This is a genomic window from Actinomycetospora rhizophila (genome assembly GCF_042657905.1).
In the GTDB taxonomy this organism is placed as follows: domain Bacteria; phylum Actinomycetota; class Actinomycetes; order Mycobacteriales; family Pseudonocardiaceae; genus Actinomycetospora; species Actinomycetospora rhizophila.
The window spans coordinates 39,748-63,175 of sequence record NZ_JBHSKG010000028.1; the positions used below are offsets into that span (position 1 = coordinate 39,748).

Below are 23,428 nucleotides of genomic sequence, written 5' to 3' on the forward strand. Positions count from 1 at the left end.
GGGAGAACCTTTGCTCGACGTCAACTTCTTCGACGAGCTGCGGATCGGTCTGGCCACCGCCGACGACATCCGCCAGTGGTCCTTCGGCGAGGTCAAGAAGCCCGAGACCATCAACTACCGCACGCTCAAGCCCGAGAAGGACGGCCTCTTCTGCGAGAAGATCTTCGGCCCCACTCGGGACTGGGAGTGCTACTGCGGTAAGTACAAGCGCGTCCGCTTCAAGGGCATCATCTGCGAGCGCTGCGGCGTCGAGGTGACCCGCGCCAAGGTGCGCCGCGAGCGCATGGGCCACATCGAGCTGGCCGCGCCCGTCACGCACATCTGGTACTTCAAGGGTGTCCCGTCGCGTCTCGGCTACCTGCTGGACCTGGCGCCCAAGGACCTCGAGAAGATCATCTACTTCGCTGCCTACGTGATCACCGAGGTGAACACCGAGCAGCGGCACAACGACCAGTCGACGCTCGAGAACGAGATCTCGGGCGAGCGCAAGCGTCTCGAGACCCAGCGCGACAACGACCTCGAGGCCCGCGCCCAGAAGCTCGAGAGCGACATCGCCGAGCTCGAGGCCGAGGGCGCGAAGTCCGACGTGCGGCGCAAGGTCAAGGAGGGCGGCGAGCGCGAGATGCGCCAGCTGCGCGACCGTGCGCAGCGGGAGATCGACCGCCTCGACGAGGTCTGGACCACGTTCACCAAGCTCGACCGTGGCCAGCTCATCTCCGACGAGACGCTGTACCGCGAGCTCTACGACCGCTACGCGGACTACTTCACCGGCGCCATGGGTGCCGAGGCGATCCAGAAGCTCCTGGAGACCTTCGACATCGACGCCGAGGCCGACAACCTCCGCGAGACCATCCGCAGCGGCAAGGGGCAGCGCAAGCTGCGCGCGCTCAAGCGGCTCAAGGTCGTCGCGGCGTTCCAGGCCACGGGCAACCGCCCCACCGGCATGGTGCTCGACTGCGTCCCGGTCATCCCGCCGGACCTGCGCCCGATGGTGCAGCTCGACGGTGGCCGCTTCGCGACGTCGGACCTCAACGACCTGTACCGCCGGGTCATCAACCGCAACAACCGCCTCAAGCGACTGATCGACCTCGGCGCGCCCGAGATCATCGTCAACAACGAGAAGCGGATGCTGCAGGAGGCCGTCGACGCGCTGTTCGACAACGGCCGCCGCGGCCGGCCGGTCACCGGCCCGGGCAACCGCCCGCTGAAGTCGCTGTCCGACCTGCTCAAGGGCAAGCAGGGCCGGTTCCGTCAGAACCTGCTCGGCAAGCGCGTCGACTACTCCGGCCGTTCGGTCATCGTCGTCGGCCCGCAGCTCAAGCTGCACCAGTGCGGCCTGCCCAAGCAGATGGCGCTCGAGCTGTTCAAGCCGTTCGTCATGAAGCGGCTGGTCGACCTCAACCACGCCCAGAACATCAAGTCCGCGAAGCGGATGGTCGAGCGTCAGCGCGGCCAGGTCTGGGACGTGCTCGAGGAGGTCATCAACGAGCACCCGGTGATGCTCAACCGGGCGCCCACGCTGCACCGCCTCGGCATCCAGGCCTTCGAGCCGCAGCTGGTCGAGGGCAAGGCCATCCAGCTGCACCCGCTCGTCTGCGAGGCGTTCAACGCCGACTTCGACGGTGACCAGATGGCGGTCCACCTGCCGCTGTCCGCCGAGGCGCAGGCCGAGGCCCGCATCCTCATGCTGTCGGCGAACAACATCCTGTCGCCGGCGTCGGGCAAGCCGCTGGCCATGCCCCGCCTCGACATGGTGACGGGCCTGTACTACCTGACCCAGCGTCGCGAGGGCACCACCGGCGAGGGCCAGGCGTTCTCGTCGCCCGCCGAGGCGATCATGGCCTACGACCTGGGGTCGCTCGACCTGCAGGCGCCGTGCCGGATCCGCGTCGACGGCTCGGTCGTGCCCGGTCCCGGGATGACCAACGGGGAGTACGAGCCGGGCAAGCCGTGGCTCGCCGACACCACGCTGGGCCGGGTGCTCTTCAACGAGCTGCTGCCGGAGGACTACCCCTTCGTCAACGACCAGCTCCCGAAGAAGCGCCAGGCCGCGATCATCAACGACCTCGCCGAGCGCTACTCGATGACCGAGGTCGCGATGACCCTGGACCGGCTCAAGGACGCCGGTTTCCACTGGGCCACGCGCTCCGGGGTCACCATCGCGATCGACGACGTCGTCGTGCCCCCGCGCAAGCAGGAGATCCTCGACGAGTACGAGGGTCGCGCGGAGCAGGTCAACAAGCGCTACCAGCGCGGTGCGCTCTCCTACCAGGAGCGCAACGACGAGATGGTGCGCATCTGGGGCCAGGCCACCGAGGAGGTGGCCAAGGCGATGGAGGACAACTTCCCCGCGGACAACTCGATCTCGCGGATCGTCGCCTCCGGCGCGGCCGGCAACATGACCCAGGTGCGCCAGCTCGCGGGCATGAAGGGCCTGGTCGCGAACCCCAAGGGTGAGTTCATCCCGCGGCCGATCAAGTCCAACTTCCGCGAGGGCTTCTCGGTGGTCGAGTACTTCATCTCGACCCACGGCACGCGCAAGGGTCTCGCCGACACCGCGCTGCGCACCGCCGACTCGGGCTACCTGACCCGGCGCCTGGTCGACGTCTCGCAGGACGTCATCGTCCGCGAGATCGACTGCGGCACCGAGCGCGGCATCCCGATGCCGATCGGCGAGGAGGGCCCGAACGGGCTCGTCCGCGACGTGCACGTCGACACCAGCGTCTACACCCGGACGGCGGCCTCGGCCGTCACCGACGACGCCGGCAACGTGCTGCTCGACCGCGGCGCCGACATCGGCCAGCAGGCGATCGACGCCCTCCTGGGCGCCGGCGTCGGCAAGGTCCGTGTCCGCAGCGTCCTGACCTGCGACTCGGCCCAGGGCGTCTGCGCGATGTGCTATGGCCGCTCGCTGGCGACCGGCAAGCTCGTCGACGTCGGCGAGGCGGTCGGCATCGTCGCCGCGCAGTCGATCGGTGAGCCCGGCACGCAGCTCACGATGCGCACCTTCCACACCGGTGGCGTCGCGGGCGAGGACATCACGACCGGTCTGCCGCGTGTCCAGGAGCTCTTCGAGGCCCGCGTCCCGAAGGGCAAGGCGCCCATCGCCGACGTGGACGGCCGCATCCAGCTCGAGGACGGCGACAAGTTCTGGAAGATCACCCTCATCCCGGACGACGGGAGCGAGGAGGTCGTCTACGACAAGCTGTCCAAGCGCCAGCGGCTCGCGACCCTCACGGTCGACGGGTCCGAGCGCCCGCTGCAGGACGGCGACCACGTCGGCGTCGGGCAGCAGCTGCTCGAGGGCACGGCCGACCCGCACGAGGTCCTGCGCGTGATGGGCCCGCGCGAGGTGCAGCTGCACCTCGTCGACCAGGTGCAGAAGGTGTACCGGTCGCAGGGTGTGTCCATCCACGACAAGCACATCGAGGTCATCGTCCGGCAGATGCTCCGCCGGGTGACGATCATCGACTCGGGTGCCACCGAGTTCCTGCCCGGTGGTGTCGTCGACCGCGCCGAGTTCGAGGCGGCCAACCGCAAGGTGGTCTCCGAGGGCGGCGACCCGGCGGCGGCCCGCCCGGTGCTCATGGGCATCACGAAGGCCTCGCTGGCCACCGAGTCGTGGCTGTCCGCCGCCTCCTTCCAGGAGACGACGCGCATCCTGACCAACGCGGCGATCGAGGGGAAGTCCGACAGCCTCGTGGGGCTGAAGGAGAACGTCATCATCGGCAAGCTGATCCCGGCCGGCACCGGCATCAACCGGTACCGGAACATCCAGGTCCAGCCGACCGAGGAGGCGCGCGCGGCGGCCTACGCCCTGCCCAGCTACGACGACGGGTACTACGCCCCCGACGTCTTCGGCTCGGGCACCGGCGCGGCGGTGCCGCTCGACGACTACGACTTCGGCCAGTTCCGCTGACCCCGTAGTCCCGCACGACACCGGAGGGCGTCCCCGCTGCTGGCGGGGGCGCCCTCCGTCGTGTGCGGGGGAGTCGCGTGCGGGGGAGTTGTGCGGGGAGGTTCTGAGCGAAGGGGCCCCTGGCTCGATCTACCGAGCGAGAGGTGCCCTCCGCCGGATCGCGTGCCGGCTGCTGATCTCCCGGCGACCCGGGGCGGCGCCGACCGCGGCGGAGCTCCCGAGATCACGGGCACGCCGTGCACCCGGGGCGGCGGTCCGACGTGGACCAGGTGCCCGTGATCTCGCCACGGCGACGCGCCGCCCAGTGTTCCGAGCGAAGGGCACCTTCGCTCGGATCGGGAGGGCGGCGAACCCCGCCGAACCCCGGCGAGGCGGGGCGAGGGCGTCCCTCGCTGCCCGGACGGTCCCGCACGCGCACCGGGAATCGCCGGGGCCCGGACGGCGTTGTATCGGTCACGAGGACACGGGTCGCGGGCGGGTTGCGGGTCGGGCGCGCCGCGGTATCCTCGCCTCCAGTCCGGTCGGTGCGGTGCAGTCACCCGCGTCGGCATGGCCACCCGCGAGGGCAGGTCGAGGACGACCGAGGGGCCGCGGCGAGGACACCGACGGCGTCGCCGGGCCGCTGCAGGCGGCGTCCGGCACCCGGATCCGACCCGCTGCGTCGTGCCCGCACGCACGCGCGTACCCTGGTGTCCAGTGCCCGACGTGGTCGGGTCGCTCCGCGTGCCCCGGATGTGCGGTGCGCCGGTCCGAGAACCCCGAGGACCTCGGCGCCCCCCGTGTGGCCGGTCGGTACGTCAGACGTGCCGGACGCGGAGCAGCAGCCCGATCAGACAGCAGCAGAGGAACGGAAACAGCCGGTCGATGCCCACCATCCAGCAGTTGGTCCGCAGGGGCCGCGAGGACAAGGTCGAGAAGACCAAGACCGCGGCCCTCAAGGGGAGCCCGCAGCGCCGCGGCGTCTGCACGCGCGTCTACACCACCACGCCGAAGAAGCCGAACTCCGCGCTGCGCAAGGTCGCGCGCGTCCGGCTCTCCAACGGCATCGAGGTCACGGCCTACATCCCCGGTGAGGGCCACAACCTGCAGGAGCACTCGATCGTGCTCGTGCGCGGCGGTCGTGTGAAGGACCTGCCGGGCGTTCGCTACAAGATCATTCGCGGTGCGCTGGACACGCAGGCGGTCAAGAACCGCAAGCAGGCCCGCAGCCGCTACGGGACGAAGAAGGACAAGAGCTGACATGCCGCGCAAGGGACCCGCTCCGAAGCGTCCGCTCGTCGCCGACCCGGTCTACGGGTCGCCGCTCGTGACGCAGCTGGTGAACAAGGTGCTCGTCGACGGCAAGCGCTCGCTGGCCGAGCGCATCGTCTACGGGGCGATGGAGGGCTGCCGGGAGCGCAACGGCGCCGACCCCGTCGTCACGCTCAAGCGGGCGCTGGACAACGTCAAGCCGGCCCTCGAGGTCCGCAGCCGCCGCGTCGGTGGCGCGACCTACCAGGTGCCGATCGAGGTCCGCGCCGGCCGCTCGACCACGCTCGGGCTGCGCTGGCTGATCACCTACTCCCGGGCCCGCCGGGAGAAGACGATGATCGACCGGCTCACCAACGAGCTGCTCGACGCGTCGAACGGCCTCGGCGCGGCCGTGAAGCGCCGCGAGGACACCCACAAGATGGCGGAGTCGAACAAGGCGTTCGCGCACTACCGCTGGTGATCCGGCCGAGCGCCCGGGTGCGAACCATCCGGGGCTCGGAGGACCCGAGAAACATCCGCCGCGGGACCCGCGGCGACGACCCGACGGGAAGAGGAATCTCGTGGCACGCGACGTGCTGACCGACCTGGGCAAGGTCCGCAACATCGGGATCATGGCCCACATCGACGCGGGCAAGACCACCACGACCGAACGCGTCCTGTTCTACACCGGCATCAACTACAAGATCGGTGAGGTCCACGACGGCGCGGCCACGATGGACTGGATGGAGGAGGAGCAGAAGCGCGGCATCACGATCACGTCCGCCGCGACGACCTGCTTCTGGAAAGACCACCAGATCAACATCATCGACACGCCGGGTCACGTCGACTTCACGGTCGAGGTGGAGCGCTCCCTGCGCGTCCTGGACGGCGCCGTCGCCGTCTTCGACGGCAAGGAGGGCGTCGAGCCGCAGTCCGAGACGGTGTGGCGTCAGGCCGACACCTACAACGTCCCGCGCATCTGCTTCGTCAACAAGATGGACAAGCTCGGCGCGGACTTCTACTTCACCGTGCAGACCATCAAGGACCGCCTCGGCGCCAAGCCGCTGGTCCTGCAGCTGCCGATGGGGTCGGAGTCGGAGTTCTACGGCGTCATCGACCTGGTGCGCATGCGCGCGCTGACCTGGCGCGGCGAGGTCTCCAAGGGCGAGGACTACGCCGTCGAGGAGATCCCGGCCGACCGCGCCGACGAGGTCGAGGAGTACCGGACCGCCCTCATCGAGGCCATCGCCGAGAACGACGAGGCGCTCATGGAGCGCTACTTCGCCGGCGAGGACCTCACGGTCGAGGAGATCGAGCACGGCATCCGCGCCGTGACGGTCACCGGCGACTACTACCCGGTCATCTGCGGCTCGGCGTTCAAGAACAAGGGCGTCCAGCCCATGCTCGACGCCGTCATCGCCTACCTCCCGGCGCCGACCGACGTGCCCGCCGTCAACGGCACGCTGCTCGACGGCGAGACCGCGGTGCAGCGGCACGCCAGCACCGACGAGCCCTTCTCGGCGCTCGCGTTCAAGATCGCCGCGCACCCGTTCTACGGGAAGCTGACCTACGTCCGCGTGTACTCGGGCAAGCTCGCCCAGGGCACGCAGATCATCAACTCGACCAAGGACCGGAAGGAGCGCATCGGCAAGCTGCTGCAGATGCACTCCAACAAGGAGAACCCGGTCGACGAGGCCCGCGCCGGCCACATCTACGCGGTGGTGGGCCTGAAGGACACGACCACGGGCGACACCCTCTGCGACCCGCAGAACCCGGTGATCCTCGAGTCGATGACCTTCCCGGAGCCGGTCATCTCCGTCGCGGTCGAGCCGAAGTCGAAGGCCGACCAGGAGAAGCTCTCCACGGCCATCCAGCGCCTCGCCGACGAGGACCCGACCTTCCGGGTCAACCTCGACGAGGAGACCGGCCAGACGATCATCTCGGGGATGGGCGAGCTCCACCTCGAGGTGCTGGTCAACCGGATGAAGTCGGACTTCAAGGTCGAGGCCAACATCGGCAAGCCGCAGGTGGCCTACCGCGAGACCATCCGGCAGACGGTCGAGAAGTACGAGTACACGCACAAGAAGCAGACCGGTGGCTCGGGGCAGTTCGCCCGCGTCATCATCAAGCTCGAGCCGCTCGAGAAGACGGCCGACGGCCCGCTCTACGAGTTCTCCAACAAGGTGACCGGCGGCCGCGTCCCGCGGGAGTACATCCCGTCGGTGGACGAGGGCGCCCAGGACGCGATGCAGTACGGCATCGTGGCCGGCTACCCGATGGTCGGGCTCAAGCTGACGCTGCTCGACGGGCAGTACCACGAGGTCGACTCGTCGGAGATGGCGTTCAAGGTGGCCGGGTCGATGGCGCTCAAGGAGGCGGCCCGCAAGGCCGACCCCGCGCTGCTCGAGCCGGTGATGGCCGTCGAGGTCAACACGCCCGAGGAGTACATGGGCGACGTCATCGGCGACCTCAACTCCCGCCGTGGCCAGATCCAGGCCATGGAGGAGCGGGCCGGCGGCCGCGTCGTGCGCGCGATCGTCCCGCTCTCGGAGATGTTCGGCTACGTCGGCGACCTGCGGTCGCGGACCCAGGGCCGGGCGAACTACTCCATGCAGTTCGACTCCTACGCGGAGGTCCCGGCCAACGTGGCCAAGGAGATCATCGCCAAGGCGACCGGCGAGTGACGCCGGTCCGTGACCCGGGTGCGAGCCCGGGTCGCGGACCAGGTCGCGGGCCGTCGCGGGGCTTTCGCTAGCCTCGTGTCGGCCCTCTCGGTCCTCCGAGACACGGCAGGACCCACACCGACGAGCACCATCCGTTCCGTCCCATCACCAGGGGCGGGCGGGAGAACAGAAGTCCAGGAGGACGAGAGCAGTGGCGAAGGCCAAGTTCGAGCGGACCAAGCCGCACGTCAACATCGGCACGATCGGTCACATCGACCACGGGAAGACGACGCTCACCGCGGCGATCACCAAGGTGCTGCACGACAAGTTCCCGGACCTCAACCAGGCCTCGGCGTTCGACATGATCGACAAGGCCCCTGAGGAGCGGCAGCGCGGCATCACGATCTCGATCGCGCACGTCGAGTACCAGACCGAGAAGCGCCACTACGCGCACGTCGACTGCCCCGGGCACGCCGACTACGTCAAGAACATGATCACCGGTGCCGCCCAGATGGACGGCGCCATCCTCGTGGTGGCCGCCACCGACGGCCCCATGCCGCAGACCCGCGAGCACGTGCTGCTCGCCCGCCAGGTCGGCGTCCCCTACATCGTGGTGGCGCTGAACAAGGCGGACATGGTCGACGACGAGGAGATCATGGAGCTCGTCGAGATGGAGGTCCGCGAGCTGCTGAGCTCGCAGGACTTCCCCGGCGACGACCTCCCCGTGGTCCGCGTCTCGGCGCTGAAGGCGCTCGAGGGCGACGCCGAGTGGGCCGACGCGATCGTGTCGCTGATGGACGCCGTCGACGACAACATCCCGTCGCCGGAGCGTGACACCGACAAGCCGTTCCTCATGCCCGTCGAGGACGTCTTCACCATCACCGGTCGCGGCACCGTCGTCACCGGCCGCGTCGAGCGCGGCATCGTCAAGGTGAACGAGGAGGTGGAGATCATCGGCATCCGCGCGAAGTCGACGAAGACCACCACCACGGGCATCGAGATGTTCCGCAAGCTGCTCGACGAGGGTCGCGCCGGCGACAACGTCGGCCTCCTTCTGCGCGGCATCAAGCGCGAGGACGTCGAGCGCGGCATGGTCATCGGCAAGCCCGGTTCGATCACCCCGCACACCGAGTTCGAGGGCCAGGTCTACATCCTGGGCAAGGACGAGGGCGGACGGCACACGCCGTTCTTCAACAACTACCGCCCGCAGTTCTACTTCCGGACGACCGACGTCACCGGCGTCGTGACGCTCCCGGAGGGCACCGAGATGGTCATGCCCGGTGACAACACCGAGATGTCCGTCCAGCTGATCCAGCCGATCGCCATGGAGGAGGGCCTCCAGTTCGCCATCCGTGAGGGTGGCCGGACGGTCGGCGCCGGTCAGGTCATCAAGATCAACAAGTAAGACCCGGGGGCCCCGGTGCACGGGCGCGAGAGCGCGCGTGCGACACTGGACTCCTAGCTCGCACGGGGCGGCCGGCTCATGCGGTATCGAGCCGGCCGCCCTGCTGTGAGCAGGGGTCCGAGAGCCACACCGTGGGCCCGGGCCGACGGCCACGTGCCGGAGGTCCACCGTGCCGCCCCCCTCGCGGGTGCGGGACGGACACACGTTGAACAGCGCGGGGTCCGCGGGGCCGCAGCGTGCGACAGCGCGCGGCGGAGCCTGCCGACGGATTCGACACGCCCGACCGCGTGGACCGGAGACGGTCCTGCTCGGGTGGGGGTCCGGCCGGTATGAGCACCGGGGCGTCTCGAGAACCTGGCCAGCCACCGGGGGTGCACACCCCCGGCGGGACGAGAAGAGGAACGGCAAAGCCACCATGGCGGGACAGAAGATCCGCATCCGGCTCAAGGCCTACGACCACGAAGCGATCGACGCGTCGGCTCGCAAGATCGTCGAGACCGTGACGCGCACCGGCGCCTCCGTGGTCGGGCCCGTGCCGCTGCCGACCGAGAAGAACATCTACTGCGTCATCCGCTCGCCGCACAAGTACAAGGACTCGCGCGAGCACTTCGAGATGCGCACGCACAAGCGACTGATCGACATCGTCGACCCCACGCCGAAGACGGTGGACGCGCTCATGCGCATCGACCTGCCGGCGAGCGTCGACGTGAACATCCAGTGAGGTCGGAGATGACTGCAGCACACTCCCCGGCCAAGCCGGAGCGGAAGATGAGCGGCGTCCTCGGCACCAAGGTCGGCATGACCCAGGTCTTCGACGAGGCGAACCGCATCGTCCCGGTGACCGTCGTCAAGGCCGGCCCCTGCGTCGTCACGCAGGTGCGGACGCCCTCGGTCGACGGCTACAACGCCGTGCAGATCGCCTACGGCGCGATCGACCCGCGCAAGGTGAACAAGCCCGAGACGGGCCACTTCGCCAAGGCCGGTGTCACCCCGCGGCGCCACCTCGCCGAGCTCCGCACGAGCGACGCGAGCGACTACGAGGTCGGCCAGGAGGTCACCGCCGAGGCGTTCTCCGCCGGCAACGTCGTCGACGTCTCGGGCACGAGCAAGGGCAAGGGCACCGCCGGTGTCATGAAGCGCCACGGCTTCGGCGGCCTCGGGGCCAGCCACGGCACGCAGCGCAAGCACCGCTCGCCCGGCTCCATCGGCGGCTGCGCCACCCCGGCGCGCGTCTTCAAGGGCACGCGCATGGCCGGCCGCATGGGCAACGTCAAGACCACCACCCAGAACCTGACCGTGCACGGCGTCGACGCCGACGCGGGCCTGCTGCTCATCCGCGGCGCCGTTCCGGGCCCGCGCGGCGGCCTCGTCCTCGTGACCTCGGCCGCGAAGGTCGACCCCGCGAAGGGCGGTGCCCAGTGACTTCCCCCGATTCCTCCAAGGCCGCCGACGGCCACACCCCCGGCGTGACCGACACCGAGGGCCACGACGGCGGCGAGCAGGTCTCGGCGCCGACGAGCTCGGCGACGGCCGCCGCCACGGCGACGCTGCAGGCCTCCGCGCCGCAGACCGCGCGCCGCTCCGGCTACTCGGCCGGCGAGGCCCGTCGCCTCGCCCGCCGTGACGCCCACGCGCAGGCCGGCGGCGAGACCCGCACGGTCTCGGTGCACACGCCCACCGGCGGTACCGACGGCACCGCGGAGCTCCCGGGCCAGCTGTTCGACGCCCCGGCGAGCACCGCGCTCATGCACCAGGTCGTCACCGCGCAGCTCGCGGCGGCCCGCCAGGGCACGCACGACACCAAGACGCGCGGCGAGGTCCGCGGTGGCGGCAAGAAGCCGTACCGCCAGAAGGGCACCGGCCGCGCCCGCCAGGGCTCGGTGCGCGCCCCGCAGTTCGTCGGCGGCGGCACCGTCCACGGGCCGACGCCGCGCGACTACGACCAGCGGACCCCCAAGAAGATGAAGGCGGCCGCCCTGCGCGGCGCGCTGTCGGACCGCGCCCGCCACGAGCGCATCCACGTCTTCTCCGCGCTGGTCGACGGCGACGCGCCGTCCACCAAGGGCGCGCGCACCGCGCTCGAGGGCGTCGTGACGCCGAGCCGTGACCACCGCCTGGTCCTCGCGGTCATCACCCGCGACGACGAGGCCGGCCGCCGCAGCGTGGCCAACCTGCCGGCCGTGCACCAGATCACGCCGGACCAGCTGAACACCTACGACGTCCTGCGCGCCGACGACGTGGTCTTCACGACCGCGGCGCTCGAGGCGTTCGTGGCCGCCCGCACCGCGGGTGGACAGGAGGCCGAGAAGTGATCGCCGACCCGCGAGACGTGATCATCGCGCCGGTCATCTCCGAGAAGAGCTACGGGCTCCTCGAGGAGCGCCAGTACACGTTCCTGGTGCGCCCGGACGCGAACAAGACGCAGATCAAGATCGCCGTCCAGGAGATCTTCGACGTGCAGGTGGCCAGCGTGAACACGCTGAACCGCGAGGGCAAGCGCAAGCGCTCCCGCCGCGGCTTCGGCAAGCGCAAGGACACCAAGCGCGCGGTCGTGACGGTGACGCCCGAGAGCCGGACCATCGACGTGTTCGGCGCGCCCGGGGCAGGGAGCTGACCAATGGGAATCCGTAGGTACAAGCCGACGACCGCCGGGCGGCGTGGCGCGAGCGTCTCGGACTTCGCCGAGATCACGCGCGACCACCCGGAGAAGTCGCTGGTCCGTCCGCTGCACAACAAGGGCGGCCGCAACGTCACCGGGCGCATCACCACCCGGCACCAGGGCGGCGGCCACAAGCGGGCCTACCGGCTCATCGACTTCCGTCGCCACGACAAGGACGGCGTGCCGGCCAAGGTCGCGCACATCGAGTACGACCCCAACCGCAGCGCCCGCATCGCCCTGCTGCACTACGCCGACGGCGAGAAGCGCTACATCATCGCGCCGGAGCGTCTGGCCCAGGGCGCCACGGTCGAGGCCGGCCCCAAGGCCGACATCAAGCCGGGCAACAACCTGCCGATGCGCAACATCCCCACCGGCACGGTGATCCACGCGATCGAGCTCCGCCCCGGCGGCGGCGCGAAGATCGCGCGCTCGGCCGGCGCGCGCGTCCAGCTGGTCGCGAAGGACGGGCCGTACGCGCAGCTGCGGATGCCCTCGGGCGAGATCCGCAACGTCGACGTCCGCTGCCGCGCCACCATCGGCGAGGTCGGCAACGCCGAGCACTCGAACATCAACTGGGGCAAGGCGGGCCGCAACCGCTGGCGGGGCAAGCGCCCCACCGTCCGCGGTGTCGTCATGAACCCGGTCGACCACCCGCACGGCGGTGGCGAGGGCAAGACCTCGGGTGGTCGCCACCCGGTCAACCCCGCCGGCACGCCGGAGGGCCGTACCCGAGGCCGGAAGGAGAGCGACTGCATGATCGTGCGTCGCCGCCGCACCGGCAAGGGCAAGAAGAAGCGCTGACGGAGCAGGAGGGAGCGAAGCGATGCCACGCAGTCTCAAGAAGGGCCCGTTCGTCGACGACCACCTGCTCAAGAAGGTGGACGCGCTCAACGAGGCCAACCGCAAGACCGTCATCAGGACTTGGTCCCGTCGGTCGACGATCATCCCGGACATGATCGGCCACACGCTGGCCGTGCACGACGGGCGCAAGCACGTCCCGGTGTTCGTCTCGGAGTCCATGGTCGGGCACAAGCTCGGCGAGTTCGCCCCGACCCGCACGTTCCGCGGGCACGTCAAGGAGGACCGCCGCTCCCGTCGTCGCTAGGACGACGCGGAGCGCGGGACCCCCCATGGCTCGAGACAAGGAAGGTACGTCCCAGATGGCTGCACCAGCCGACACCGACACGGCCCCCCGCGGTGCCGTGGCGCGGGCGCGCTACGTGCGCATGTCGCCGATGAAGGTCCGCCGCGTGGTGGACCTCGTCCGCGGCATGCCGGTCGGCCAGGCCGCCTCGGTGCTGGAGTTCGCCCAGCAGAAGGCGGCCGGCCCGGTGGCCAAGGTCGTCGCCAGTGCGGTGGCCAACGCCGAGAACAACGTCGACCTGGACCCGGCGAACCTGGTGATCTCCACGATCACCGTCGACGAGGGTCCGACCATGAAGCGGTTCCAGCCCCGCGCGCAGGGCCGGGCCTACCGCATCCGGAAGCGGACCAGCCACATTTACGTCGAGGTGACCGAGGTGGCCCCGGCGCAGGGCGGCCGTTCGCGCGCGAAGAGGAGTGGCCGCTGATGGGCCAGAAGATCAACCCGCACGGCTTCCGCCTCGGTATCACCACCGACTGGAAGTCGCGCTGGTACGCCGACAAGCAGTACGCGGACTACGTCGCCGAGGACGTCAAGATCCGTCGCATGCTCTCCAAGGGCATGGAGCGCGCGGGCATCTCGAAGGTCGAGATCGAGCGCACCCGCGACCGCGTCCGCGTCGACATCCACACCGCGCGTCCCGGCATCGTCATCGGTCGCCGCGGCGCCGAGGCCGACCGCCTGCGCGGCAACCTCGAGAAGCTGACCGGCAAGCAGGTCCAGCTGAACATCCTCGAGGTCAAGGGCGCCGAGGCGGACGCGCAGCTCGTCGCGCAGGGCGTGGCCGAGCAGCTGTCCAACCGCGTGTCGTTCCGTCGCGCGATGCGCAAGGCCATGCAGTCGGCCATGCGCTCGCCGGGCGTCAAGGGCATCCGGGTGCAGTGCTCCGGCCGGCTCGGTGGCGCCGAGATGTCGCGCTCGGAGTTCTACCGCGAGGGCCGCGTGCCCCTGCACACGCTCCGCGCCGAGATCGACTACGGCCTGTTCGAGGCCCGGACCAACTTCGGGCGCATCGGCGTGAAGGTCTGGATCTACAAGGGCGACGTCGTCGGCGGGAAGCGCGAGTCGGAGCGCCAGGCCGCGCTCGACGCCGCGACCCGTGACCCGCGTGGTGGCCGTGGCCGCGGTGGCGGCAACGACCGCCCGCGCGGCCGTCGTTCCGGCTCGTCGGGCACGACCGGGACCAGCACCGAGGCCGGGCGCGCCGCCGCGGAGCAGGCCGCCGCCGGTGCCAGCACGGGCGGCGCGCCGGCCGGTGCCGCCCCCGAGGCGACCACGCAGACGGAGTCCTGACCCATGCTGATCCCCCGCAAGGTCAAGTACCGCAAGCAGCACCGGCCGGACCGGACGGGCGCCGCCAAGGGCGGCACCCAGATGTCCTTCGGCGACTACGGCATCCAGGCCCTGGAGCACGCCTACGTCACCAACCGGCAGATCGAGTCCGCCCGTATCGCCATCACGCGGCACATCCGCCGTGGCGGCAAGGTGTGGATCAACATCTTCCCGGACCGGCCGCTGACCAAGAAGCCGGCCGAGACCCGCATGGGTTCCGGCAAGGGCTCGCCCGAGAAGTGGGTGGCGAACGTGAAGCCGGGCCGGGTCATGTTCGAGATGAGCTACCCCAACGAGGCCACGGCCCGCGAGGCCCTGCGCCGCGCGCAGCACAAGCTGCCGATGCGCTGCCGCATCGTGAGCCGTGAGGAGACCTTCTGATGGCCGCCGGAACCCCCGCCAGCGAGCTGCGCGAGCTCACGAGCGAGGAGCTCGTGGCCCGGGCGCGCGAGGCCAAGGCCGAGCTGTTCAACCTTCGCTTCCAGATGGCGACGGGGCAGCTGGACAACAACCGTCGACTGCGGACCGTGCGTCACGACATCGCGCGCATCTACACGGTGATGCGCGAGCGCGAGCTCGGCCTGTCGGTCGCCCCCGATGAGGAGGGAGCGGCATGAGCGAGCCGCAGACCAGCTCGGGGGCGACGGCCCCGGAGCGCGACGAGCAGGAGCAGGTCCGCGCCGAGCGCAAGCAGGGCGAGAACGCCCAGCAGAGCCCGGCCGAGGCCCGCAACGACGACCGCGGCCTGCGCAAGGTGCGTGAGGGCCTGGTCGTCTCGGACAAGATGGCCAAGACCATCGTCGTCAGCCTCGAGGACCGGGTGAAGCACCCGCGCTACTCGAAGGTCATCCGGCGCACGAAGAAGGTCAAGGCGCACGACGAGGACAACACGGCCGGCCCCGGCGACCGCGTGCTCCTGATGGAGACGCGGCCGCTGTCGGCCACGAAGCGGTGGCGGCTCGTCGAGATCCTCGAGAAGGCCAAGTAATCCCACCCCGAAACCATCCGCCACGGTGCGGATAGGTCAGGAGAGAAGCAGTGATCCAGCAGGAGTCGCGGCTCCGGGTCGCCGACAACACGGGCGCACGGGAGATCCTGTGCATCCGTGTGCTCGGTGGCTCCTCCCGCCGGTACGCGGGCATCGGAGACGTCATCGTGGCGACGGTCAAGGAGGCCATCCCGGCCTCCGGCGTCAAGCGCGGTGACGTGGTGAAGGCCGTCGTCGTGCGCACCCGCAAGGAGAAGCGCCGCCCGGACGGCTCGTACATCAAGTTCGACGAGAACGCCGCCGTCATCATCAAGAACGACCGTGAGCCCCGCGGGACCCGCATCTTCGGCCCGGTGGGCCGCGAGCTGCGCGACAAGAGGTTCATGCGGATCATCTCGCTCGCGCCGGAGGTGCTGTAGCAGATGAAGGTCAAGAAGGGCGACACGGTCGTCGTCATCGCCGGCAAGGACAAGGGCGCCAAGGGCAAGGTCATCCAGGCCTACCCCGACCGCGACAAGGTCCTCGTCGAGGGCGTCGGTCGCGTCAAGAAGCACACCGCCCAGTCGGCCAACCAGCGCGGTGCCCAGAGCGGCGGGATCGTCACGCAGGAGGCGCCCATCCACGTCTCGAACGTGATGGTCGTCGACGCCGACGGCAAGCCGACCCGCGTCGGCGTCCGTGAGGGCGGCGAGGGCGAGCAGAAGCGCGTGCGCATCTCGCGCCGCACCGGGAAGGACCTCTCGTGACCAGCCCAGAAACTGTCGAGGCAGCTCCCGAGACGACCCGTCCGCGGCTGCAGCAGCGGTACCACGACGCGATCAAGCCGGCGCTCTCCGAGCAGTTCGGGTACGCGAACCCGATGCTGATCCCCGGCGTCGTCAAGGTCGTCGTCAACATGGGTGTCGGCGAGGCCGCGCGCGACTCGAAGCTGATGGAGGGCGCGGTCCGCGACCTCACCCTCATCGCCGGCCAGAAGCCGGAGATCCGCAAGGCCCGCAAGTCGATCGCGCAGTTCAAGCTGCGCGAGGGCATGCCGATCGGGGCCCGCGCCACCCTGCGGGGTGCGCGCATGTGGGAGTTCCTGGACCGGCTCCTGACCATCGGCCTGCCGCGCATCCGCGACTTCCGCGGCCTGTCGCCGAAGCAGTTCGACGGGTCCGGCAACTACACGTTCGGTCTCTCGGACCAGACGATGTTCCACGAGATCGATCAGGACTCGATCGACCGGCCGCGGGGGATGGACATCACCGTGGTCACCTCCGCGACGACCGACGAGGAGGGCCGGGCGCTGCTCCGTCAACTCGGCTTCCCGTTCAGGGAGAACTGAGATGGCGAAGAAGGCACTGGTCAACAAGGCCGCACGCAAGCCGAAGTTCGCGGTGCGCGGGTACACGCGCTGCAACCGCTGCGGGCGCGCCCGCGCGGTCCTGCGGAAGTTCGGGCTCTGCCGGGTCTGCCTGCGCGAGATGGCGCACCGGGGCGAGCTCCCGGGCGTGAGCAAGGCTTCCTGGTGAGCGCGGCGAACACCTCAGCGCACACCTCCGAGGCTCCCGTGACTCCGGAGGCCACGGGCGACGGGCACATCGACCCCGAGCTCCTGCGCCTCATCCAGCGCGTCGCCCACCGCGAGCACCTGCTCGACGGCTCGGTCCCCACGCGCGTCCGTACCACCGCTGACAGCAGCTCCACACGCCGCAGGCCCGCCATCGGGAGCGCGCGTCCGCGCGCCACCCGGGGAACCACGGCGAGGAAGGTGACCTGGTCATGACGATGACCGACCCGATCGCGGACATGTTGACGCGCATCCGCAACGCCAACTCGGCGTTCCACGAGAGCGCGACCATGCCGCACAGCAAGCTCAAGGCCCACGTGGCGCAGGTCCTGCTCGACCAGGGCTACATCGCCGGCTACCGCACCGAGGCCGCCACCGTGGGTCAGTCCCTCGTGGTCGACCTCAAGTACGGCCCGAACCGTGAGCGCAGCATCGCCGGCATCAAGCGCGTCTCGAAGCCGGGCCTGCGCATCTACGCGAAGTCGAACGAGCTCCCGCGGGTGCTCGGCGGCCTCGGCGTCGCGATCATCTCGACGTCGTCCGGGCTCCTGACCGACCGGCAGGCCCACCAGCGACGGATGGGCGGGGAAGTCCTCGCCTTCGTCTGGTAGCGGGAAGGGGAACCGAACCATGTCACGCATCGGCAAGGCCCCGATCACCGTGCCGTCGGGCGTCGACGTCACCGTCGACGGGCAGAACGTCACGGTCAAGGGCCCCAAGGGCACCCTGAGCCACCAGGTCGACGAGCCGATCACGGTCTCGGTCGACGACGGTGTGCTCTCGGTGCAGCGCCCCGACGACGAGCGGGAGAGCCGCGCGCTGCACGGCCTGTCGCGCTCGCTGCTCAACAACCTGGTGCAGGGCGTCTCGCAGGGCTACGAGCGCAAGCTCGAGATCCACGGCGTCGGCTACCGCGTGCAGCTGCGGGGCTCCGACCTCGAGTTCGCGCTCGGCTTCAGCCACCCGGTGAAGATCACCCCGCCGGACGGCATCACGTTCGCGGTCGAGAGCCCGACCCGGTTCTCGGTCCAGGGCATCGACAAGCAGCTGGTGGGCCAGGTGGCCGCCAACATCCGGTGGCTGCGCCGCCCCGACCCCTACAAGGGCAAGGGCGTCCGCTACGCCGGCGAGCAGATCCGCCGCAAGGTCGGGAAGACGGGCAAGTGATGGCTGAGAACAACGGCACCACCACGAAGGCTCGGGGACACCTGGGCAAGAACGTCTCGGAGACGCGGCGCACGGGTCGCACGCGCCGCCACGTCCGGCTGCGCAAGAAGATCGCCGGCACCCCGACGCGTCCCCGCCTGGTCGTCACCCGCTCCACGCGCCACATCACGGCGCAGGTGGTCGACGACATCGCCGGCCACACCATCGCCCACGCCTCCACGCTGGAGGCCGACGTGCGCGGGATGGAGGGCGACAAGAAGGCCCAGGCCGCGAAGGTCGGGGAGCTCGTCGCCTCCCGCGCCAAGGACCAGGGCATCGACGCGGTCGTCTTCGACCGCGGCGGGCGCCGGTACCACGGCCGCATCGCGCAGCTCGCGGATGCGGCCCGCGAGGGGGGGCTGCAGTTCTGATGCGCCTCTCCATGAACATCTCGATCGGAAGGAACGCCTGATGCCGGGACGCACACGGCGCGACGGGCCCGCGGGCTCGGGCGCACAGGGCGGCGAGCGTCAGGGCGGCAGCGCCGGTCGCGACCGCCAGCAGGGCGGCCGCGACCGCGGGCAGGACCGCACCCCGCACCTCGAGCGCGTCGTCGCCATCAACCGCGTGGCCAAGGTCGTCAAGGGCGGCCGCCGCTTCAGCTTCACCGCCCTGGTCGTCGTCGGCGACGGCGACGGCATGGTCGGTGTCGGCTACGGCAAGGCCAAGGAGGTGCCGGCCGCGATCGCCAAGGGCGTGGAGGAGGCGAAGAAGAACTTCTTCCGCGTCCCCCGGGTCGGCGGCACCATCACCCACCCCGTGCAGGGCGAGGAGGCGGCCGGCGTGGTCCTGCTGCGTCCGGCCAGCCCCGGTACCGGTGTCATCGCCGGTGGCCCGGTGCGCGCGGTGCTGGAGTGCGCGGGGATCGCGGACGTGCTGTCCAAGTCCCTGGGCAGCCAGAACGCGATCAACATCGTGCACGCCACGGTGGCCGCGCTGAAGGGCCTGCAGGTCCCCGAGGCCGTCGCGGCGCGCCGCGGTCTGCCCATCGAGGACGTGGCGCCGGCGCGGATGCTGCGCGCCCGCGCCGGGCAGGGGAGCTGACATGGCCGAGCTCAAGGTCACGCAGACCCGTTCCGAGATCGGCGGCAAGCGCAACCAGCGCGAGTCCCTGCGGACGCTGGGACTGCGGCGCATCGGCGCGACCGTCGTCCGCCCCGACACGCCCCAGAACCGGGGCCTGATCCACACCGTCCGTCACCTCGTGACGGTCGAGGAGGTGTGACCGATGGGTGAGTCCCCCATCAAGCTGCACCACCTGCGCCCGGCGCCCGGGGCCAGGACCGCGAAGACCCGCGTGGGTCGCGGCGAGGCCTCCAAGGGCAAGACCGCCGGTCGCGGCACCAAGGGCACCGGCGCCCGGAAGAACGTCCCCTCGTCGTTCGAGGGTGGCCAGATGCCCCTGCAGATGCGGCTGCCGAAGCTCAAGGGCTTCCGCAACCGCAACAAGGTGGTCTCCCAGGTCGTCAACGTCGGCGACCTGGCCCGCCTGTTCCCCGACGGCGGCGAGGTCGGCCCGGCCGAGCTCGTGGGCGCCGGCGCCGTGCGCCCGGGGCACCCCATCAAGGTGCTCGGGACCGGCGAGGTCGGCTCGGTGGCGCTGCGCGTCACCGCGCACGCCTTCTCGGGCTCGGCGAGCGAGAAGCTGTCCGCCGCGGGCGGCAGCGCGACCGTCGTCGAGTAGGGCCGAGTAGGAGTATCAGCGTGACGACGCCACCGGCCCCGGGCCGCCCCGACCAGGGTGCGGCCCGGGGCCGGTGGTGTCTCCCCGTGTAGTCTCGCCCCGGGCCGCTTCGACCGGTCCGGCCCGGCCCCGGCGCGCCGCCCCCGCGGCGCGCGGCCGGTGATCACCGGCCCGCGTGGCTCCGAATCCCGACGAGTCCGCGGTGCGGCCGAACGACATCTGGAGGTCCGAGTGCTCGGCGCCGTGCGGTCAGCCCTGGCCACACCGGACCTGCGCAAGAAGATCCTGTTCACGCTCGGCATCGTCGCCGTCTACCGCCTCGGGGCGACGCTCCCGGCGCCCGGCGTCTCCTATTCGAACGTGCAGGAGTGCCTGCGTCAGGTCCAGGGCAGTGACGCCGCGAGCGTCTACTCGCTGATCAACCTCTTCTCCGGCGGGGCGCTGCTCCAGCTGTCGATCTTCGCGCTGGGCATCATGCCGTACATCACGGCGAGCATCATCGTCCAGCTGCTGACGGTCGTGATCCCCCGCTTCGAGCAGTTGAAGAAGGAGGGGCAGAGCGGTCAGAGCAAGCTCACGCAGTACACGCGCTACCTGACCATCGCCCTCGCGGTCCTGCAGTCGACGGGCATCGTCGCGCTCGCCGACCGCAACCAGCTCTTCCAGGACTGCGACCCCTCGCAGTTCCCGATCCTGCCGAACGCCGACATCTTCGACCTCGCGGTCATCGTCATCGTCATGACGGCGGGCACCGCGGTCATCATGTGGTTCGGCGAGCTCGTCACCGAGCGCGGCGTCGGCAACGGCATGTCGCTGCTGATCTTCACCTCGATCGCCGCCCGCATCCCCGCCGAGGGCAACACGATCCTGCAGAACGCCGGCCCGCTGGCGTTCACGGTGGTCTGCGCGTTCGGCCTGGTCATCATCGCGAGCGTCGTGTTCGTCGAGCAGGGCCAGCGGCGCATCCCCGTGCAGTATGCGAAACGCATGGTCGGGCGCCGCATGTACGGCGGCACGTCGACCTACCTGCCGCTGAAGGTCAACCAGGCCGGCGTCATCCCGGTCATCTTCGGCTCGTCGCTGCTCTACCTGCCCGACCTGCTGTCGCGGATCACGGGCAACCAGAACTCGGGCTTCTCGCGGTTCGTCTCGACGTACCTCGCGAACCAGTCCAACTGGCTGCACATCCTGCTGTACTTCGCGCTGATCATCTTCTTCACGTACTTCTACGTCTCGATCACGTTCAACACCGAGGAACGTGCCGACGAGATGAAGAAGTTCGGCGGGTTCATCCCGGGGATCCGGCCCGGGCGGCCCACGGCCGAGTACCTCAGCTACGTGCTGTCCCGCATCACCTTGCCGGGGTCCATCTACCTCGGCATCATCGCCGTCCTGCCGAACTTCTTCCTGGGCCTGACCGGTCAAGGACAGAACCAGAACTTCCCCTTCGGGGGGACGGCTGTTCTGATCATGGTGGGCGTCGGGCTGGACACGGTGAAGCAGATCGAGAGCCAGCTGATGCAGCGCAACTACGAGGGTTTCCTGCGCTGACCGGGGACGGTCGAGCAGCGGGTCCGGTGTACACGGGATCGACGGGCGAGGGAGAGTTGTCGTGAGGATCGTGCTGGTGGGCCCGCCGGGTGCGGGCAAGGGAACGCAGGCCGCGCGGCTGGCCGAGCGCCTCGACGCGCCCCATATCTCTACCGGCGACATCTTCCGCGAGAACATGAAGAACGAGACGGAGCTCGGCAAGGAGGCCCAGCGCTACGTCGACGCCGGCGACCTCGTGCCCGACGAGGTCACCGTCAAGATGGTCAAGGACCGCCTCGCGCAGCCCGACGCGCAGGAGGGTTTCCTGCTCGACGGGTTCCCGCGCAACACCGCGCAGGCCCAGGAGCTCGAGCGCGTCCTGAGCGACCTCGACCAGCGCCTCGACGCCGTCCTCGTGTTCGAGGTCGAGGACGAGGAGCTGATCGAGCGCCTCACCGCCCGCGGCCGCTCGGACGACACCGAGGAGACCATCCGGCACCGCCAGGAGGTCTACCGCTCGGAGACCGAGCCGCTGATCGAGCACTACCGGGACATCGCGGTGCGGGTGGACGCCGTCGGGTCGGTCGAGGAGATCACCGATCGCGCCATGGACGCCCTCGCCGACGAGCCCGACGACTGAGTGGGCAACGCGAGCCGCCGCCTGACCGGACTCACCGAGGCGGTGTCCGCCGGGGTCGGCGGCCTCGCCGACCGCGTGCGGGGGCGCCTCGTGGAGATGAAGACACCCGGCCAGGTCGACGCGATGCGCGCCACGGGCCTGGTCGTGGCCTCCGCGCTCGCCGCGGTCACCGAGGCCGCCCGGCCCGGGGTCAGCACGGCCGACCTCGACGAGGTCGCCGAGGCGGTCATCCGCGAGGCCGGCGCGGAGCCGTCGTTCCTCGGGTACCAGGGCTTCCCGGCCTCGATCTGCTCCTCGGTCAACGAGCAGGTCGTGCACGGCATCCCGTCGCGCGAGCAGGTGCTCGGCGACGGTGACCTGGTCTCGATCGACTGCGGGGCGATCCTCGACGGCTGGCACGGCGACGCGGCGGTGACCCTGCTGCTCGGCACGCCGCGCCCCGAGGACGAGGCTCTCTCGTCGGCCTGCCGGTCGGCGATGGAGGCGGGGATCGCCCGGCTCGTCCCCGGCGGGCGTCTCGGCGACGTGGGCCACGCCGTCGAGGAGGAGGCCCGGCGCCGCGCGGCCGCCGACGGGCGCGAGTACGGGATCGTGGCCGACTACGGCGGCCACGGCATCGGCACGTCGATGCACATGGAGCCGTTCGTGCCGAACCTCGGCCGCGCCGGCACCGGGATGCGGCTGCGCACCGGGATGGTGCTCGCGATCGAGCCCATGCTCACCGGCGGCACCGACGAGACCGAGGAGCTCGAGGACGGCTGGACCGTCGTCACCGCCGACGGCAGCCGCGCCGTGCACTGGGAGCACTCGGTGGCGGTCACCGACGACGGGCCCCGCGTCCTCACCGCACCGGCGTCCTGACCGCGCCTCCTGCGCGAGGGGTGCCGCTCACGGCGGCTGGGGCGATCGGATAGCGGAACTCTCCGCTCACTGCTATCGTCGTCCCGTACCGAGGGGACGGGGTGGTCGACGTGGCCGGGATCGAGCAGGGGCCGGATCAGCTGCGGGTGGCGGACGCCGAGCGCGAGCGCGTCGCCGAGGTGCTGGCGCGGGCGCACGGGGAGGGGCGCCTGACCCTCGCCGAGTACGACGAGCGGGTGCGGGCGGCCCACGGCGCGGTGGTGCGGGCGGACCTGGCGCCGCTGACCGCCGACCTCCCGTCGGCCCCGGCTCCCGCTCCGGGGGTCGCGGAGGCGCCGCGTCGCCGGCCGTCGCCGCTGCGGGTGGCCGTCGCGGTCTGGGCGGCGGTGTCCGTGATCAACCTGGTGATCTGGGTGGCCGTGTCGGTCGGGACCGGTGGGGCGGTGGCACCCTGGTGGATCTGGGTCGCCGGACCCTGGGGCGCGGTGCTCGCGCTGCAGGCGGTCGCGACCCGCGCGGGCCTCGCCCCGCCGATGCCGTTCGGGTGCGTGTCGCGCGCTCGCTGAGCCGGCGGTGAGACCCCGGTGACGAGGCTCTCGACACGCCGCGCGTACA

At 70.5% G+C, this 23,428-nt stretch carries 30 protein-coding genes; all 30 read left to right on the forward strand.

Features of this window, described 5'->3' with window-relative positions; translation table 11 throughout:
• The first annotated feature begins 10 nt into the window (after positions 1 to 10).
• The 30 genes from ACFPK1_RS31535 to ACFPK1_RS31680 all read left to right on the forward strand — a co-directional run bounded on the left by ACFPK1_RS31535 (position 11) and on the right by ACFPK1_RS31680 (position 23,379).
• A complete protein-coding gene (locus tag ACFPK1_RS31535; RefSeq protein WP_378024903.1) occupies positions 11 to 3,919 on the forward strand; it encodes a DNA-directed RNA polymerase subunit beta' in 3,909 nt (1,302 codons plus the stop codon).
• An 864-nt stretch (positions 3,920 to 4,783) separates the two neighbouring features.
• Positions 4,784 to 5,158: a 30S ribosomal protein S12 gene (gene rpsL, locus ACFPK1_RS31540; protein ID WP_116708457.1), complete on the forward strand. Its 375-nt coding sequence runs from the start codon at positions 4,784 to 4,786 to the stop codon at positions 5,156 to 5,158.
• A 1-nt stretch (position 5,159) separates the two neighbouring features.
• A complete protein-coding gene (gene rpsG, locus ACFPK1_RS31545) occupies positions 5,160 to 5,630 on the forward strand; it encodes a 30S ribosomal protein S7 (RefSeq protein WP_274280597.1) in 471 nt (156 codons plus the stop codon).
• 100 nt (positions 5,631 to 5,730) lie between these two features.
• Positions 5,731 to 7,833 (forward strand): elongation factor G, encoded by a 2,103-nt coding sequence (gene fusA, locus ACFPK1_RS31550; RefSeq protein WP_378024904.1) that lies wholly within the window; start codon positions 5,731 to 5,733, stop codon positions 7,831 to 7,833.
• Positions 7,834 to 8,023: 190 nt separating this feature from the next.
• Entirely contained in the window at positions 8,024 to 9,217 is a 1,194-nt protein-coding gene (gene tuf / locus ACFPK1_RS31555; protein ID WP_378024905.1) for an elongation factor Tu, read from the forward strand.
• A gap of 415 nt (positions 9,218 to 9,632) precedes the next feature.
• Positions 9,633 to 9,938, forward strand: coding sequence for a 30S ribosomal protein S10 (gene rpsJ / locus ACFPK1_RS31560; protein ID WP_116708461.1), 306 nt, complete (start codon positions 9,633 to 9,635; stop codon positions 9,936 to 9,938).
• A gap of 47 nt (positions 9,939 to 9,985) precedes the next feature.
• Positions 9,986 to 10,639: a 50S ribosomal protein L3 gene (gene rplC, locus ACFPK1_RS31565; RefSeq protein WP_465252235.1), complete on the forward strand. Its 654-nt coding sequence runs from the start codon at positions 9,986 to 9,988 to the stop codon at positions 10,637 to 10,639.
• A 242-nt stretch (positions 10,640 to 10,881) separates the two neighbouring features.
• The gene (gene rplD, locus ACFPK1_RS31570; protein ID WP_378024926.1) at positions 10,882 to 11,529 is read left to right on the forward strand and encodes a 50S ribosomal protein L4; all 648 of its coding nucleotides are present in this window, start codon (positions 10,882 to 10,884) and stop codon (positions 11,527 to 11,529) included.
• Positions 11,526 to 11,831, forward strand: coding sequence for a 50S ribosomal protein L23 (gene rplW / locus ACFPK1_RS31575; protein ID WP_274200572.1), 306 nt, complete (start codon positions 11,526 to 11,528; stop codon positions 11,829 to 11,831). Before rplD ends, rplW begins: the two co-directional genes overlap by 4 nt.
• Positions 11,832 to 11,834: 3 nt before the next feature.
• The gene (gene rplB, locus ACFPK1_RS31580; protein ID WP_378024907.1) at positions 11,835 to 12,677 is read left to right on the forward strand and encodes a 50S ribosomal protein L2; all 843 of its coding nucleotides are present in this window, start codon (positions 11,835 to 11,837) and stop codon (positions 12,675 to 12,677) included.
• Positions 12,678 to 12,699: 22 nt separating this feature from the next.
• Complete coding sequence (gene rpsS / locus ACFPK1_RS31585) at positions 12,700 to 12,981, forward strand: 30S ribosomal protein S19 (protein ID WP_116708465.1); 282 nt, start codon at positions 12,700 to 12,702, stop codon at positions 12,979 to 12,981.
• 55 nt (positions 12,982 to 13,036) lie between these two features.
• A complete protein-coding gene (gene rplV, locus ACFPK1_RS31590; protein WP_378024908.1) occupies positions 13,037 to 13,447 on the forward strand; it encodes a 50S ribosomal protein L22 in 411 nt (136 codons plus the stop codon).
• Entirely contained in the window at positions 13,447 to 14,313 is an 867-nt protein-coding gene (gene rpsC / locus ACFPK1_RS31595; protein ID WP_133829615.1) for a 30S ribosomal protein S3, read from the forward strand. Before rplV ends, rpsC begins: the two co-directional genes overlap by 1 nt.
• 3 nt (positions 14,314 to 14,316) lie before the next feature.
• A complete protein-coding gene (gene rplP, locus ACFPK1_RS31600) occupies positions 14,317 to 14,733 on the forward strand; it encodes a 50S ribosomal protein L16 (protein ID WP_133829614.1) in 417 nt (138 codons plus the stop codon).
• On the forward strand, positions 14,733 to 14,969 hold the full coding sequence (rpmC, locus tag ACFPK1_RS31605; protein ID WP_133829613.1) for a 50S ribosomal protein L29: 237 nt from the start codon (positions 14,733 to 14,735) through the stop codon (positions 14,967 to 14,969). The genes rplP and rpmC overlap by 1 nt, the downstream gene beginning before the upstream one ends.
• 128 nt (positions 14,970 to 15,097) lie before the next feature.
• Positions 15,098 to 15,340: a 30S ribosomal protein S17 gene (gene rpsQ, locus ACFPK1_RS31610; protein WP_274200624.1), complete on the forward strand. Its 243-nt coding sequence runs from the start codon at positions 15,098 to 15,100 to the stop codon at positions 15,338 to 15,340.
• A gap of 50 nt (positions 15,341 to 15,390) precedes the next feature.
• Positions 15,391 to 15,759, forward strand: a complete 369-nt coding sequence (gene rplN / locus ACFPK1_RS31615) for a 50S ribosomal protein L14 (protein ID WP_116708470.1) — start codon at positions 15,391 to 15,393, stop codon at positions 15,757 to 15,759.
• Positions 15,760 to 15,762: 3 nt separating this feature from the next.
• Complete coding sequence (rplX, locus tag ACFPK1_RS31620) at positions 15,763 to 16,086, forward strand: 50S ribosomal protein L24 (protein ID WP_378024909.1); 324 nt, start codon at positions 15,763 to 15,765, stop codon at positions 16,084 to 16,086.
• Entirely contained in the window at positions 16,083 to 16,667 is a 585-nt protein-coding gene (rplE, locus tag ACFPK1_RS31625; protein ID WP_378024910.1) for a 50S ribosomal protein L5, read from the forward strand. The genes rplX and rplE overlap by 4 nt, the downstream gene beginning before the upstream one ends.
• A 1-nt stretch (position 16,668) precedes the next feature.
• Positions 16,669 to 16,854 (forward strand): type Z 30S ribosomal protein S14, encoded by a 186-nt coding sequence (locus tag ACFPK1_RS31630; protein WP_116708473.1) that lies wholly within the window; start codon positions 16,669 to 16,671, stop codon positions 16,852 to 16,854.
• A 250-nt stretch (positions 16,855 to 17,104) separates the two neighbouring features.
• On the forward strand, positions 17,105 to 17,503 hold the full coding sequence (rpsH, locus tag ACFPK1_RS31635; protein WP_337714733.1) for a 30S ribosomal protein S8: 399 nt from the start codon (positions 17,105 to 17,107) through the stop codon (positions 17,501 to 17,503).
• 19 nt (positions 17,504 to 17,522) lie between these two features.
• Positions 17,523 to 18,059, forward strand: coding sequence for a 50S ribosomal protein L6 (rplF, locus tag ACFPK1_RS31640; RefSeq protein ID WP_378024911.1), 537 nt, complete (start codon positions 17,523 to 17,525; stop codon positions 18,057 to 18,059).
• On the forward strand, positions 18,059 to 18,469 hold the full coding sequence (gene rplR / locus ACFPK1_RS31645) for a 50S ribosomal protein L18 (RefSeq protein ID WP_378024912.1): 411 nt from the start codon (positions 18,059 to 18,061) through the stop codon (positions 18,467 to 18,469). The genes rplF and rplR overlap by 1 nt, the downstream gene beginning before the upstream one ends.
• 40 nt (positions 18,470 to 18,509) lie before the next feature.
• Positions 18,510 to 19,142 (forward strand): 30S ribosomal protein S5, encoded by a 633-nt coding sequence (gene rpsE / locus ACFPK1_RS31650; protein ID WP_378024913.1) that lies wholly within the window; start codon positions 18,510 to 18,512, stop codon positions 19,140 to 19,142.
• 1 nt (position 19,143) lies between these two features.
• Positions 19,144 to 19,323, forward strand: a complete 180-nt coding sequence (gene rpmD, locus ACFPK1_RS31655; protein WP_378024914.1) for a 50S ribosomal protein L30 — start codon at positions 19,144 to 19,146, stop codon at positions 19,321 to 19,323.
• A gap of 3 nt (positions 19,324 to 19,326) precedes the next feature.
• On the forward strand, positions 19,327 to 19,782 hold the full coding sequence (rplO, locus tag ACFPK1_RS31660) for a 50S ribosomal protein L15 (protein ID WP_378024915.1): 456 nt from the start codon (positions 19,327 to 19,329) through the stop codon (positions 19,780 to 19,782).
• A 231-nt stretch (positions 19,783 to 20,013) separates the two neighbouring features.
• Positions 20,014 to 21,333 (forward strand): preprotein translocase subunit SecY, encoded by a 1,320-nt coding sequence (secY, locus tag ACFPK1_RS31665; RefSeq protein WP_274280610.1) that lies wholly within the window; start codon positions 20,014 to 20,016, stop codon positions 21,331 to 21,333.
• Between the two features lie 61 nt (positions 21,334 to 21,394).
• A complete protein-coding gene (locus tag ACFPK1_RS31670) occupies positions 21,395 to 21,952 on the forward strand; it encodes an adenylate kinase (RefSeq protein ID WP_378024916.1) in 558 nt (185 codons plus the stop codon).
• 96 nt (positions 21,953 to 22,048) lie between these two features.
• Positions 22,049 to 22,813, forward strand: a complete 765-nt coding sequence (gene map / locus ACFPK1_RS31675; protein WP_378024927.1) for a type I methionyl aminopeptidase — start codon at positions 22,049 to 22,051, stop codon at positions 22,811 to 22,813.
• A 110-nt stretch (positions 22,814 to 22,923) separates the two neighbouring features.
• Entirely contained in the window at positions 22,924 to 23,379 is a 456-nt protein-coding gene (locus tag ACFPK1_RS31680) for a DUF1707 SHOCT-like domain-containing protein (protein ID WP_378024917.1), read from the forward strand.
• Positions 23,380 to 23,428 lie beyond the last annotated feature (49 nt).